13 protein-coding genes are annotated in these 15,301 nt (G+C 34.3%); 7 read left to right on the top strand and 6 right to left on the bottom strand.

The window, feature by feature from the left end; translation table 11 throughout:
• Positions 1-169 precede the first annotated feature (169 nt).
• Together Q0543_RS13525 and Q0543_RS13520 are read left to right on the top strand one after the other, a co-directional pair.
• Complete coding sequence (locus Q0543_RS13525; protein WP_299254098.1) at positions 170-946, top strand: hypothetical protein; 777 nt, start codon at positions 170-172, stop codon at positions 944-946.
• Positions 943-2,958, top strand: coding sequence for a caspase family protein (locus tag Q0543_RS13520; RefSeq protein ID WP_299254096.1), 2,016 nt, complete (start codon positions 943-945; stop codon positions 2,956-2,958). Before Q0543_RS13525 ends, Q0543_RS13520 begins: the two co-directional genes overlap by 4 nt.
• A 373-nt stretch (positions 2,959-3,331) precedes the next feature.
• Here the strand turns inward: Q0543_RS13520 and Q0543_RS13515 are convergent, their stop codons facing one another.
• Positions 3,332-3,709: a hypothetical protein gene (locus Q0543_RS13515; protein ID WP_299254094.1), complete on the bottom strand. Its 378-nt coding sequence runs from the start codon at positions 3,707-3,709 to the stop codon at positions 3,332-3,334.
• 59 nt (positions 3,710-3,768) lie between these two features.
• On the opposite strand from Q0543_RS13515, the gene murF reads away from it, so the two are divergent.
• Both murF and Q0543_RS13505 read left to right on the top strand, forming a co-directional pair.
• Positions 3,769-5,049 carry a UDP-N-acetylmuramoyl-tripeptide--D-alanyl-D-alanine ligase gene (gene murF / locus Q0543_RS13510; protein ID WP_299254092.1) on the top strand — a complete coding sequence of 427 codons (1,281 nt, stop codon included), beginning with the start codon at positions 3,769-3,771 and terminating at the stop codon, positions 5,047-5,049.
• 169 nt (positions 5,050-5,218) lie between these two features.
• Entirely contained in the window at positions 5,219-5,656 is a 438-nt protein-coding gene (locus Q0543_RS13505) for a heme-binding domain-containing protein (RefSeq protein ID WP_299254090.1), read from the top strand.
• Positions 5,657-5,702: 46 nt separating this feature from the next.
• Here Q0543_RS13505 and Q0543_RS13500 read toward each other — a convergent pair whose 3' ends face one another.
• The 5 genes from Q0543_RS13500 to Q0543_RS13480 form a co-directional block, all read right to left on the bottom strand.
• Positions 5,703-6,578, bottom strand: a complete 876-nt coding sequence (locus Q0543_RS13500) for an AraC family transcriptional regulator (protein WP_299254088.1) — start codon at positions 6,576-6,578, stop codon at positions 5,703-5,705.
• 5 nt (positions 6,579-6,583) lie between these two features.
• Complete coding sequence (pruA, locus tag Q0543_RS13495) at positions 6,584-8,197, bottom strand: L-glutamate gamma-semialdehyde dehydrogenase (protein ID WP_299254086.1); 1,614 nt, start codon at positions 8,195-8,197, stop codon at positions 6,584-6,586.
• A gap of 72 nt (positions 8,198-8,269) precedes the next feature.
• Complete coding sequence (locus tag Q0543_RS13490; RefSeq protein WP_299254083.1) at positions 8,270-8,965, bottom strand: YjjG family noncanonical pyrimidine nucleotidase; 696 nt, start codon at positions 8,963-8,965, stop codon at positions 8,270-8,272.
• Between the two features lies 1 nt (position 8,966).
• Positions 8,967-9,272, bottom strand: a complete 306-nt coding sequence (locus tag Q0543_RS13485) for a (2Fe-2S) ferredoxin domain-containing protein (RefSeq protein WP_299254080.1) — start codon at positions 9,270-9,272, stop codon at positions 8,967-8,969.
• Positions 9,273-9,349: 77 nt separating this feature from the next.
• Entirely contained in the window at positions 9,350-9,787 is a 438-nt protein-coding gene (locus tag Q0543_RS13480) for a metalloregulator ArsR/SmtB family transcription factor (protein ID WP_299254078.1), read from the bottom strand.
• Positions 9,788-9,866: 79 nt separating this feature from the next.
• Here Q0543_RS13480 and Q0543_RS13475 point away from each other — a divergent pair, with 79 nt between their 5' ends.
• From Q0543_RS13475 to Q0543_RS13465, 3 genes are all read left to right on the top strand, one after another.
• Entirely contained in the window at positions 9,867-10,556 is a 690-nt protein-coding gene (locus Q0543_RS13475; RefSeq protein ID WP_299254076.1) for a carboxypeptidase-like regulatory domain-containing protein, read from the top strand.
• Between the two features lie 470 nt (positions 10,557-11,026).
• Positions 11,027-12,238 (top strand): PLP-dependent aminotransferase family protein, encoded by a 1,212-nt coding sequence (locus Q0543_RS13470; protein ID WP_299254073.1) that lies wholly within the window; start codon positions 11,027-11,029, stop codon positions 12,236-12,238.
• A gap of 296 nt (positions 12,239-12,534) precedes the next feature.
• A partial coding sequence (locus tag Q0543_RS13465) for a glycoside hydrolase family 9 protein (RefSeq protein WP_299254070.1) occupies positions 12,535-15,301 on the top strand: 2,767 nt, incomplete at its 3' end.

Here is a 15,301-nt window from a genome sequence, read left to right as displayed (position 1 = left end):
TATTTTTCAGTAGATTATAAATTTATTTAATTGTATAATTCTTTAGTATGTCTTGTTTAAATAGCAAAACCAATTATATTATTATGGTTTAATAATTGATTTTTTTATTTTTGAAGATTGTATAATAAATATTTTTAAGAAAATAATTTTAACCTTAAGTAAATATCTAATGAAATTAACACTTTTACCAGTTTTTATATTTTTACTGGTTTTTCAATCGCAAGCACAAAAGTATCAGCTCAGGCCTGTAATTGTTCAGGTTCTACCATTTGGCTTAGATATGACAAGTAAGTTTTTAAGTAATGAAAATGGTTTAACAAATTCAAGTCAAGTAACTAATTATTTAAAAGATAGGGGTGGCAGATACCAAACAACCTCTTTAGGGTTTAATTTAAATGTGTCTGTATATGTACCTGTATCTAAGAAATTATTCATAGGTGCAAATTATAACTCAACGTCTACTAAATCAAGTCTCTATAAAAATACAATAAATCATGAATTCAATGAAAGGTTAAAAACGGGACCGGATTCATATGAAGATGTGGAGTATATCAGTAATTATGAAAGAAAAATTACTACGATGGGTTTAGGTATTATGTATCTTGCTGAAAACCCAATGCGGGGATTACCTTTTATACCTTTTTTTAAATTTGATTTGAATCTAATGAAAGTTCAATTTTCAGATATTGACGTTGTGAAAGATATTGAGAGCGTTGATACTAATTCAAATATAATTACTGAAGATAGAGAGAATATTAATACTGCGATTAGCAATGTTAATACTGTTGCATTTAATATTGCGGTAGGTCTCAATATGAAAATTAATTCAAATATTCAATACACACTATTTGAAGCACGGTTGGCTCAATATAAAATGGGTATTGATAATACAACACAATTTTCGCTTAAAACAGGTGTAACAATATTAATTGGAAGAAGAAAATGAAAAATTTCGCAATATTATGTTTGTTGATTGTACTAAGTGCGAAGTCTTTTAGTCAAAGTCTAACGAAGGTTTCTTATAAAAAGAAGTCTAAAAAATCATACGTTGAATATTCTCCAGATGGTCAATATTATGTTGCTGCACAAGGTAAGGTGTTAACGTTTTATCCTGCAGGTTCTGATTACAATAAATGGAAATTAAATGAATACTTGAATATTAACTTGAAAAATGATTTTACTATAAAAGAATTTGGATTTAATAAGACTGGAACAAGAGTTGCAATGTTGCATTCGGGTACGTTTTTCAATCAAATTAGTGTATGGGATGTAATTGAAAAAAGGCAACTTTCAAATTGTACAATTAAAAAAGAGTACATACGCACATTGAAGTTAATGAATGATTCTTTATTGACGTACATTACGGATAATTATAAAGTTGTGGTATATAATTATATCACGCAACGGGTTTCTTGGGAGAAAACTTTTGAATCAAATACATTAAGAGGGCTGGCGTTTGATGAGGGCAATAATGTTATTGCAGTAGGAGGGAAAGATCAATTGATTTACCTTATTTCTATAAATGAAAACCATTCTATCATTACACTAAGCGGACCTACCAATTGGGTACGTTGTCTGGATTTTACTTCCGATGGAACAAAGCTCGTTTGTGGATCGGACGATGCAAATGTGTATGTGTATGATGTAAAAACGAAGGGGTCTGAACCTTTTATTTATACCGTTCATAAAGATTGGGTAACTACTGTAAAATTCACTTCAGACAATAAATACATCGCATCAACATCTAAGGATCGTTCTTGTGTATTTTATGACTTGAATAAAAAGGCAACCACCTTTCAACTTAAAAAAGTTAGCAAAAGTATTGATGGACTTTCCATAGACCCAAATGGAAAAGATTTTTTTATCAATTCACATCAGTATATGAAGAATCATCTTCGGGATATTTCAAATTTGAATATTATACCGTATCAGAAGTTAAAAGATAAAACTGATAAATTAGCCCCACAAATATACATATCTAACCCTGCCAGAATTGAAGAAGGCAAAACTGTTGTATATGCATCCTTACTAAAATTGGAAGGTTCTGTTATCGATGAAAGCGGAGTTCGCGAATTGAAAATAAATGATCGGGTTGTTAAGATGAAGGAAAATGGGCAATATGTGATGTATGTTCCGTTATCTATTGGCGATAATTATTTAAAGTTTGAAGCAATAGATATAAATGACAATGTAGCTATTAAAAAAATAAATATTATTCGTAAAGATACGGAAGGGCAAGATATTGATACGCTAACAAGTAAAAGTTATCTATTAGTTATTGGTATTAATAATTATCAAGCTTGGCCACAACTTAACAATGCCGTTAGGGATGCAAAAGAGATTTATAAAACGTTAACCGAACAATACGATTTTGATACAGCGTATGCGTATCTAATGATTGATTCAATGGCAACGAAAGAAAATATTGAAAAGAAAATCCGGTCATTAATACCATTGATATCTCAACAAGATAATTTATTAATCTATTATGCAGGTCACGGATATTTTGATCCTGTATTAAATGAAGGATATTGGATTCCGGTAGAAGCGGTTAACGAAAGCCAGTATATTTCAAATACTACCTTGTTGAAATATTTGTCTAATATAAATTCCAAACATACATTCTTAGTGGTAGATGCATGTTTTTCGGGTTCGCTATTTGCTAGTAGAAATAGAGGCTATGCTGACAATGTTGAAAAGTACAAGTCTAGATGGGGATTGGCCTCGGGAAGGTTAGAGACCGTCGCAGATGGCGCCTATGGTGCAAACAGTCCCTTTGCAACAAGCTTTATTGAATTTTTAGAAAACAACTCTAAAGATGAAGTTCCCGTTTCGGATGTTGTTCAATATGTAAAAGTAAATGTTTCCAATGTAACCAAGCAAACTCCTATAGGAAGTCCTCTGAGGGATATAGGTGATGAGGGAGGCGAGTATGTTTTCAAGAAAAAGAAAAAATAGAATGTTTTAATAAAAAATAGGGCATACGTAACATTTACGGATGCCCTATTTTTTATTTTATCTAGACATTAACTATATTTTAACCAAGCGAAAGACCGAATTTCGATACCCTCTCGCGCATTCTTCAGACTGGTGTGTATCATTCCGCAGTCTTTGACTACAATTAATGGATTTTTTTATAGTAAAAACGAATTTCGATTACGTTTAAATTTGTTTTTTTGTTATTTGGAATCTTAACGCAAATCTATCTACTTTGAGCAAGCCTTATGCGTGCAGCCTTCCATCTTAAGCCTTAATCAACTTGTGTATGTGAAATACGATTTCGTTTGGGATTTGTTTTTTGTTATTTGGAATTTTAACGAAAGTCTATCCTCTAAATCACTATCAAGCCCACCGCTTCTTGTTCGGTTTCCACTACCGTATAACTAGAGAATGCGTTAATATATTTTTGAATACCTATGTGTTGACCTTGCATGGTAATCAGCACAGGAACCTTTTTCTGTAATAGATCTTGTAAAACGCGAAGAATATTCCCTGTAGAAGCTTCTGAATCTAAGCTGTGTATATGCAAAACCAAGGGCTCGGACGATTGTAATACCCATTTAAGCGTCTGTTGGAATAAATAAATCTCCGATTTATTATCTGCTTCCATGACTTCGGCTGTGGGGTATTTTACCAAAATAGATTCAATCCACTTGGAGGAATGAAAAGCAACAGCATCATTTGTTAGAGTTAATTGTAGAAATATCATATCCAGATGTTAAAACTTTGGGTAATATCTGTTATTTTTGATAAAATACAATACAATTTATGGACATAGCATTTTTGTACGAAAGCTTTTTAGAACATCGTTCCGTTTGTACGGATACACGTAAAGTGAAAAAAGATGATTTGTTTTTTGCATTGAAAGGACCCAATTTTAATGGGAATATCTATGCAGAGAAAGCATTGGAGCTGGGTGCAAGCTTTGTTGTAGTGGATGAAGCAGCGGTTGTTAAAGACGATCGGTACATTCTTGTTGATGATGTGCTTACTGCATTACAACAATTAGCCAATTTACATCGTCGTACGCTTGGTATGCCGATACTGGCTATCACAGGTTCCAATGGTAAGACAACCACTAAGGAATTGGTAAATGCGGTCATGTCTAAAAAGTATAAAACCTATGCTACTAAAGGCAATTTGAACAATCATATTGGCATTCCACTGACCTTATTGGCGATGGATGAAAGTGTCGAGTTTGGTATTGTTGAAATGGGGGCAAACCATCAACGCGAAATTGCTTCCTATTGTGCTATTGTAGAACCGAATTATGGATTAATCAATAATGTTGGCAAAGCACACCTTGAAGGATTTGGTGGTTTCGAAGGTGTTAAAATTGGAAAAGGGGAGTTGTATCAATATTTATTTGATACAAACGGCTTGGCATTTATACATTCTAAAAACGAAGATTTAATGGAGATGTCTCCGTTTGAATCTCCGATTTTATATGGTCGCAACAGCGATTATTATAATGCGAAGTTTTTAAAGAGTGATCCGTTTGTAGCGCTTATTGCAGGAAATGAAGAGTTGGTTGAAACTAAATTAATTGGCGACTACAATTTTGATAATATTTTAGCAGCCCTATGTATTGGAAAATACTTTGGTGTGCCATCTATTGCAGCCAATCAAGCGATAGAAGAATACGATCCTACAAATAATCGATCTCAAATAATGAAGACCGATAAAAATGAATTGATTTTAGATTCATACAATGCAAATCCAACATCCATGCGTGCAGCTATTGAGAACTTTGCATCCATGCAAAAAGGGAATAAGGTACTTGTTTTAGGAGATATGTACGAACTTGGTACAGAGAGTGAACTCGAACATGCAACTATTGGAATTTTATTGAATGTATTAACCGATACAAAAAAAATACTGGTAGGTGAGCACATGAAAGCTGCATTTAAGGAATGTAGCGATGCGCACTATTTTGAAAACAAAGCAGATGCTGTTGACTACTTACAATCAAACCCAATTACAGACGCTACCATCTTATTGAAAGGTTCAAGAGGAATGGGTCTGGAAAGTTTAGTTCCATTGTTATAAAAGTAACTGCTGTTGGTCTGCTGAATGAAGCTTTCTTAGTTGGAGCAAGTATTCGCTTGTGAATTCAATTTAACTATAATAATACAATACATTCACGTAGAATCTAGAAAAAGAGCGAGTCATCTTAACTCGTTTAATCATCTTTAATAATACGTTATAAATAACGCATATGAAAAAGAAAATTATTATCGGATTGGTTATTCTATTGGTAGGGATACAATTGATACGAGTAGATAAAACAAATCCGCCTATCGATTCCAATAAAGATTTTGTAAGCCTCGTTAAGCCACCTGTTGAAATTGGTTCCTTATTAAAAACGGCTTGCTACGATTGTCATTCGAACGAAACAAGCTATCCTTGGTATTTTGATGTAGCTCCTATTTCGTGGTGGGCTAAAGATCATGTTAATGATGGACGCAAGCATTTGAATTTTTCTATTTGGGGAGACTACAAAGAAGAACGTAAAGCACACAAATTGGATGAAATGCTAGGAGAAGTAAATGAGGGTGAAATGCCTTTGTCTTCCTATACACTCGTGCATACAGAAGCTAAATTAACACTTGAGCAAAAAGAAGCTTTGGTAGCTTGGTTGAGAACGATGAAATGATTTAATTGATATGTATCAAAAAAATAATCCCAAAAAATAAAATGCACTACCTCCTAAATTCGCTTGGTGTAAATCCAGATGTTTTTTTGAAATATTTTGAAAAGTACGATTGATCCGAAAAGTTTAATTGGAAAGCAATCTCTTGAACAGTTAATTCAGTATGGGTTAATAAACGCTTTATTTCAAGTATCATACGGTCATTTATAAAGTCAGTAGAGGTGCGGCCTGTATATTCTTTTACAGTTTCACTTAAATGATTGGCGGATACCTGAAGCATCTCTGCATATTCTTTGACGCCAATATTTTCGGTACATTTTTCTTCAATCAATTGTTTAAACCGTTTGATTAAGATATGCCCTTTTTTTAATTGTGTACCCTCTGTTTGTGGATACAATCGTTTGCAATAAATAAGCAGCAAATCTAACAAGGCATGCACAGCTTCTTGGCTGTCAAGCGCATTGGATTGTACTTCAATTAAGGTCTTTTTAAATAACGTTTCAATCTCTACAATACTGTCTTGTTGACTTAAATAAAGTGGAGAATTGTTATACTTCAATGAATAGAAAAAAGGAAATTCAAATAATTTATACGGATCCGTTTTGTTTGAAAGATAAAACCCTGAGCTAAATAAAAATATATAGCCTTGTATGTCTTCAGAGAATTCGATTTCATGGATTTGACCGGGCGATAGAAAGAAAACGGTATTGGGTTTGATTTTATACTCTTGCAGATCGATTGTATACGTTCCGCTACCAATGGATATATACAGAATTTCGTAGAAATCATCATGACGATGTGGATACGAAACATTAAAGTCACGATCTTTATTAAATACTTCAACATGATACAATGTTTCTGCATGGGTCTTCTTTGCAAAAGTATTTATTGAGTATACAGGAATATTTTTCGTGACTTTTTTCATCCAAACTATTTCATAAAATCATAGGTGAAATCTTCAGGTGGTGCATGATTTTCTTTGATAACGAGCGGACTAACCCAACGTAACAAATTTAAAATGGAACCTGCTTTGTCATTCGTTCCTGATAAGCGCGTACCACCAAAGGGCTGCTGGTTTACAACTGCGCCCGTGGGCTTGTCATTGATATAGAAATTACCTGCACTGTAATACAAAGCTTTTTTTACTTCTTCAATAATGCTAGACTTGTTTGCAAAAATACTTCCCGTTAAGGCATAATTGGTAGAGCTATCTATCAGATGCAATACCTGTTTCCATTCACTGTCGTCATATACATAGATGGTTAAAACGGGGCCAAAGATTTCTTCTTTCAAAGACTTATAATTTGGGTTGCTGGTAACAATAATGGTAGGGTCTATAAAATAGCCTACTGATTTATTGTATGTGCCACCTGCAATAATTTCAGTTTCTGAATCTGATTTAGCATGTTCGATGTAGGATACTATTTTATCAAACGATTTCTCATCAATTACCGCATTAACAAAATTTGAAAAATCTTCAACGGAGCCTATTTTTATTTCCTTTGTCATGGAAGTGATTTTTTCTTTCACTTCATTCCAAATACTTCTTGGGATAAAAGCTCTTGATGCAGCAGAACATTTTTGTCCTTGGTATTCAAAGGATCCTCGTACGATTGCTACAGATAATGCTTGTATATTGCAGTCGGCATGTGCGAGTATAAAATCTTTACCACCAGTTTCACCAACAATGCGCGGGAAATTTTGATAGATGTCTATGTTTTGATAAATCGTACAGGATAAGTTTTTAAAGACCTGTGTACTGCCTGTAAAGTGAAGCCCTGCAAATTGTCTGTGTTGAAATATGATATCGCCTGTTATTGGTCCATCGGTATAGATTAAATTGATAACACCATTGGGTAAACCTGCTTCCATTAATATTTTCATTAATAAATGGGCAGAATAGATTTGAGCATAGGCGGGTTTCCATACTACGGTGTTGCCCATCAATGCGGGCGCGCAAGGTAAGTTGCCTGCAATTGCTGTAAAGTTAAATGGAGTCAATGCAAAAATAAATCCTTCCAACGGGCGATAAATCATTTTATTGCTGACGCCTTGAGGAGAATGGGGTTGTATGGTTTCTATTTGATTCGCAAAGGATACATTCAATCGTAGAAAATCAATCAGTTCACATGCTGCGTCAATCTCTGCTTGATACACATTTTTAGATTGGCACAACATAGTAGCAGCATTTAATTCTGCGCGATATGTTGTCGCAATCAGATCTGCAGCTTTCAGAAAAACGGCAGCACGTTCTGCTAAGGTCTTAGACATCCAACTATTCTTTGCATGCAACGCTGCTGCAATTGCCTCTGATACATGTGAGCCGTTTCCTTCACAAAAATGTCCAAGGATGTGTGCATGTTCGTGAGGAGGCGATATGCGTTTATGAGTATCTGTAAAAACTTCTTTTCCATGAATAATCATCGGAAGTAACATTTCCTTTGATTTTAAGTTTTTCAACGCAGCTTTAATCTCTGTGCGTTCTTTTGTATGAATGGCATAACTTAATATGGGCTCATTTATATAAATAGGTACTTCATTCATGTTTCAGATGTATTAAAGAGTATTCGAAAGTAGGACTAAAATATGTGCTCAAATAGTTTTTATTAATGCCATTTATAAAATTTCCTTGAGTTCAATCAAATTTGAAATTTCATATTGTATCTCTTCTGAATGTGTTTTTTTATCGGGATTGTAAAACACATTTCCCATCCCCATTTTTTTTGCGCCGAGTACATCTGCAAAAATATCATCCCCTATCATAATGCTTGTTTCTGCTTTACTATTCGTTGTTGAAAGTGCATAATCAAATATTTCCGGTTCTGGTTTTTTAAAACCTGTATGGTCTGCATGAATCAGCGATTCAAAAAACTTTTCCAATCCAGAATATTTCATTTTTACATATTGGGTTTCAGAAAACCCGTTGGTAATAATATGTAAGGCATAGTCTTTTGATTTTAAATATTCTAAAATCTCAAAAGTATTTACATGTACATGTGGTTTGGTTGGGCAGAGTTCTATAAAATGAGTGTCAAGTTTTATAGGTACCTTACTATTTTCTATGCCTAGTACTGTAAATGTTCTGGGGAAACGTTCTGTCCGAAGTTGTTCTTTTGTAATTTCGTTACGATGAAATCCAGCCCACATGGTATCGTTTATAAACCGATACGTTGTTTGAAAATCTGCGATGCTAAATCCAAATTGTTCTAATTCATACAGATGGTATAATTCATGTAATGTCTCTGCACAATTCTTGTCAAAATCCCATAAGGTATGATCTAAGTCAAAAAAAACGCTTTTATAGTGTTGCATATTAAACAGGTATTTTTAATCGCTCAACAACGATATTATTTACTAAATGGCTTTCTACTATTTCTGCCACATCCGACAACTCAACCTTACCATAAAATATCCCTTCAGGGTATACAACCAATGCAGGACCATACGTGCAAACGTCAATACAACCTGCCCGTTGGGCTCTAATTTCTATTGAGAGCTTTCTGTCTTTTATTTCTTTTTTAAAGGCTTCCACTAATGCCATGCCACGACCTTCGCCACAACACTCTTTGCCATCTGGTCGTTGATTGGTACAAATAAAAACATGCTTTTTAAATTTCATCGGATCAATTATTTTTATGGAATAGGAGGAGAATCGATTGCTAATTTTTATAAAAAATTTTATTAACCCGTATCGAATTACAAATCTGGTACTTTATATATTTTTTTTCGAATATGTTGTTTACGTATAGCTAACTCATTGTTTGCATATAAGGTTCTGTATTCTAACAAATCTTTATACAATAGGGGTTCTTTGCCAAATATTTTGAAAATATGTTTAATTATATCTACATAGGTTTCATTGATATAATAATAAACCCATTGATCTAATTTTCGATACTTTAATAAACCAATGCTTTTCAAGATACCTAAATGTCTGGAAGTTTTTGTTTGTGTAAAATCTAAAATCAACTCCAAATCTGAAATACACATTTCTTCGTTTACTAAAATAAGGTTTAGTATGCGAAGACGAGATTCGTCGCTTAAGGATTTTAAAATTTCAGAACCCTTTTGAATATCAACTGTTTTTAATTGAATCATGTATATTTGCTCTATCAAATATACGGATTTGGACATTGGTATATACCTAAATTGAACAATAAATTGCTATAAATTGTGTTGTATTCTAGTATTGATGGTGCTAATTTTTTAACTTGTGAAGCTAATCGAGAAACTTATTTTGAAAAAATATTTATTTATTGGGATTATTTCTGTCTTCCTTGGATTATTGTTCGGGATTGCTGCGCAAGCCCAATCTCCAAGAAAAATTATACAATTTTCTGGTTTGATTGTATCTGGTGATAGTGCATTTGGAACACCCGGTGTGTATGTTTTTGTCCCTAAAGAGGGGAGAGGAACTGTGTCAAATGCTATTGGATATTTTTCAATGGCTGCTCTTACAGGTGACAGTATTGTTATAAAATCGATTGGTTATAAAGAAAAGTTTTTTGTTATACCCTATACCTTTGAGGATAAAATCTCTGTTATTATTGAGATAATGGAAGATACCTTGTATATGCCGATTGTAGAAATTACACCTTGGCCTACGGAAAGACTGTTTAAGGAAGCATTTGTTGCCTTAAAATTGCCTGAACAAGATCTTAAGAACATGAATCACAACTTGAATGATCAAGTATTAAAGCGTATGATGTATAATTTAGGTGCAGATGGAAACATGAATTCTAGATATTATTTACAACAACAAACACTATCTGTAGAAAATCAATATTTTGCACCTACATTAACATTGTTGAATCCTTTTGCTTGGAAGAATTTTATCGATGGTGTGAAGCGAGGAGATTTGAAAAAAACATATCCAAATCAAGTTACTCCAGAGAGCGAGTAATATCAGTATTAAGTAGGAATACTTTTGTTTGGAAATGGTTGGTCAAAAAGACACAAGCATGGCAAAATTGAGAAACTCTAGATAGTCAAAAAGAATTATTTATACTTGTTTGTTTATTTCGATAAAAATAATCTACCTTTGAATTATGAAAACACAATTAATTACATCTTCAGTCCTTTCTGTTGTCGCATTACATGCGAATGAGCGGGCTGTATAGGTAATTAATCAAAACCATATATTGAAAGTCTCGCTGAAAAGTGGGACTTTTTTTATTTATACCAATTTGTATTTTATGCAACAATTAACCATTTCATGTAATTCGATATCTTCTTCTACACTCGTGCTAGTGGTAGTCGCAGCAGTCTATTGTCGAGTCTGGGTGGTTTAATATATCGTATGTTACGAAATTATTTAAAGGCCTCCCGTTTTACGAGAGGCCTTTTTTATTGTCTAAAATCAATTTAATCTATATGAAAACAACAATCAGAACAACCGAAACTCTTTTCGCAGATCGTGTACTACATGTACCTCAATCATTCATTCGTGAAATTTTAAAAGTAGCATCCAATCCTGATATTATTTCTTTTGCAGGCGGATTGCCAAATCCATCGCTGTTTCCAATAAAAGAATTAGAAGATGCTGCAACCTACGTGTTTCAACATCAGGGGATGCAAGCGCTACAATATACGTCAACAGAGGGCTACTATCCCTTGCGTGAATTTATTTCTCAGAGATATCGACAGCGTTATGGATTAAAAATTCCGCCCGAACAGATATTGATTACAAATGGATCTCAACAAGCCTTAGACTTAATTGGTAAGATCTTTATCAATCCGGGTGATCATGTATTGTTAGAACGACCAACATATCTTGGTGCATTGCAATGTTTATCTATGTTTCAACCCAAATTTCATGAAGTTGAATTAAATGCCGATGGTCTTGATATAGATAATTTGGAAAATAAATTGTGGGCTCAATCCATGAAGCTATTTTATTGTATTCCGAATTTTCAAAACCCTACAGGTACACGTTATACAAAAGAAATTCGAGAGAAAATGGTTGAAGTTATGAGTAGATATAATACTTTTATTATTGAAGATGATCCCTACGGAGATATTTTCTTTGATGGCGAAGATCTTGAACCTTTATATTCTTATATGCCAGAGAAAACAATTTTGTTGGGTTCCTTTTCTAAAAGCATAGCGCCTGGTTTACGCTTGGGCTGGATGGTTGCTAATCCGGAGGTTATTCAGAAAGCAACAATTATGAAACAAGCATCCGACTTACATTCTGGAAATTTAACACAATATATATTACATCGGTTTTTAACAACACATTCATTGGATGCACATCTAAAGAAGATACGAGATAATTATCGTTTTCAACGAGATACGATGATGAGTTGCTTGAAATACTATTTTCCTGCTACGATTACATATACAATTCCACAAGGAGGGATGTTTGCATGGGTAACACTTCCTGCAGAAATTACAGCGCGGGAATTGTTAGCAAAAGCTTTGGAACAACAGATTATTTTTGTTCCAGGGGATTCGTTTTATGCTACGAATCCAGATAGCCAAACCATCCGATTAAATTATTCGAATGTAGATGAAGCAACAATGCGCAAAGCTATGAATGTATTAGGTGGAATTGTTACTAGTATGTGCAATCAACCGTACTAATCGGATGGTTTTCAACGGATTTTCATATAAACATAATTTACTACTATGTAATAAATTATGTTTAAATGTAGAATAATATTAATAGTATAATCCTAAAAAAAACGTTTATAGTTAAATTTTAATTATATTTGAATAATTATATTTAATATCCGTATAATATAATTATTAGAATTTAAGATACATTTCAACTGTATTTTAAAAAAATCAATCCTATTTCATTTCTTAATTCTATCCGAAATATGAAAAATGTCTTTGCTCCATTTATTCAATATAGTTCTGCTATTGAAATAACCCATATGAATAAAAAAGTATTTCATTCTTTGTTAAAGGCTTTCATTTCTAAAGCAATAATTTTGTTTGTTTTGTTTATTGCGATTATATCTGTACATGCACAAACAGGTGTAGGAGATAATTTCAATCAAAACAAATTGTCATGTAAGTGGATTGGGAACTCAAATTATGGACTAACGAATACCAACTCCGAGTTAAAAGTTGTAGCTACAAATGCCGGTTCCGGATATAATAATTTTGAATTGGATTTTTCTTCCATAAATGTATCTACAAATCCCATTGTAAGTGTTAAAATTAAATCCACCAATGCCTTTACCATGCGTATCGATTTGGTAGATATCAATGGAAAGTTTACCAATTCTGCACCAGTTACAAAAGCAGTTTCAAATTCAGGTGCATACACTATATTTACATTTGATTTTACAGGAAAATTTAGTCAGTCAAGTCCGTCTAATTCAACGGTAGATGCCACAAAAATTACTGGACTGACTTTATTTTTTAATGCAGGTGGTTCTGGTTATAATGGAACTGTTTATATGGATGACCTACAAATTGGTACCGGTGGTGCAACGGATGGAGGGGGTAGTTTATGTCCCTTACCGATTAATTATGCAATTCGTTTAAATCAAATTGGTTTTTATACAGATCTTGAAAAAATCGCAATCGTTGCTGGTAATCCTGCAGCAGGTAGTTTCTTTGTGAAGTCATTAGATTTAGCAACAACATATTTTACGGGTACATTGGGCGCAACAGCTACATGGAGTTTTTCGAATGAACAAGTACGTGCTGCAGACTTTTCTAATTTTAAAACGCCAGGTACGTATGTATTGGATGTTCCAGGGGTTGGATATTCGCCTCCATTTAAAATAGACGATGATGTATTTAACGTGTTATCTAAAACAGTATTAAAAGGGTTTTATTTAAAACGTGCATCGACACCTATTACGGCACAATATGCAGGTATTTATGCACGAGCAGCTGGTCACCCAGACAATGCGGTAAAAATTCACGCTTCCGCTGCTAGTCCTGGAAGACCTGAAGGGACAGTTGTTTCATCACCTAAAGGATGGTACGATGCGGGTGATTATGGTTGCTATGTTGTAAATTCAGGTATTGCTACATTTACCTTACTATCTTCTTACGAACATTTTAAATCGTATTACGATACGCTTGCACTAAATATTCCTGAGAGTGGAAATGGTACACCAGATATTTTAAATGAAATTAAATGGAATTTAGATTGGATGTTAACCATGCAAGATCCATACGACGGTGGGGTATATCATAAAAAAACAACAGCTAATTTTGATGGATTTGAAATGCCAAGTGCCGATCAAGCACAACGCTTTTTAATTGGTAAAGGAAGTGCTGCAACATTTGATTTTGCAGCCGTAATGGCAGTTGCCTATCGTACATTTTTACCTTACAATCCAACATATGCAAATGCGTGTTTGGCTGCGGCTAAGAGTGCTTATATATGGGGAATTGCCAATCCCAATGTTGCGTTCTCAAACCCAGGCGGGGTGTCAACAGGAGAATACGGTGATGCTACATTAGGAGATGAAAAAGAATGGGCAGCCACGGAATTATATATTTCTACAAAAGACAATGCCTATTATGTGAATAGTTTTAAAAATGCAAATACGTACAATATTCCAGCTTGGCCTGAGGTAAATACCTTAGGCTTGATGTCTTTAGTTCATCATAGAGCGAACTTAACTGCAGTAGGATTTTCTGATACAACTGCGATTAAGAATAAGTTGTTTGCTATTGCGAATCAAGTACGCACTCATAAAACCACTGCTTCTGCATATAAGACAGGGATGGGGACGTTTGGAAATGGGGATTTTGTTTGGGGAAGTAATTCATCCGCATTAAATGAAAGTATGATATGTATGGCATCTTATTTAGCCACAAATGATATTACGTATATAAATACTGCTATATCTGGATTGGATTACGTGTTGGGAAGAAACGCAACAACGTATTGTTTTGTTTCAGGTCTTGGAAGCAAGCCCGTAATGAATCCACACGATCGCATCTCTTCCTCAGATGGCATTGTTGCACCCGTTCCTGGTTGGATTGCGGGTGGTCCCAATAAGGCTGCTCTCGGAGATTGTGGTTCTTCGGCATATCCATCAACCTACATTGCAGCTTCATTTGTAGATAGTGAATGCAGTTATTCTACCAATGAAATTGCAATCAATTGGAATGCGCCATTGGTTTTTGTGGGTATTGGACTTCAAAAAATTGTTGCACCAATTATTGGTCCTGCAATGCTTGTTTCACAAGGTGCTACCAATTATATCACAAATAATACTCCAGAGGTCGATTTAGGAACTGCAATAATAAATACTGCTGTAAGTCCCGCAACTACGATTACAATTAAAAATACGGGTACTGCTTTGTTAAGTGTTTCATCCATCACTACGAGTGCCGGTTTTGTGCTGAGTGCATTATCACCAGCGAGCCCGATTGCTATTGGAGCTTCATCTACGTTTACGATAACCGCTACACCAACAATTGTTGGTGCAAATACAGGCACGATTACGATTAATAGCAACGATGCAACGTCCATCTTTAAATTAAATGTAACAGTTACAGGCACACCTGTTCCGAAACCTGTTATGCTTGTTTCACAAGGCGCTACCAATTATACAACGAATAATACTCCGGCACTTAATCTAGGTACGGCAATCATTAATAATACTGCGACCCCTACAACGACTATCACGATTAAAAATACAGGTGACGCAGCCTTAGTTGTTTCGT

Origin of the sequence: uncultured Cytophaga sp., assembly GCF_937863595.1 — a bacterium.
In the GTDB taxonomy this organism is placed as follows: Bacteria; Bacteroidota; Bacteroidia; order Cytophagales; family Cytophagaceae; genus Cytophaga.
The sequence above is the reverse complement of the archived record's forward strand: the minus strand, read 5'-3'. Positions and strand labels throughout refer to the sequence as shown.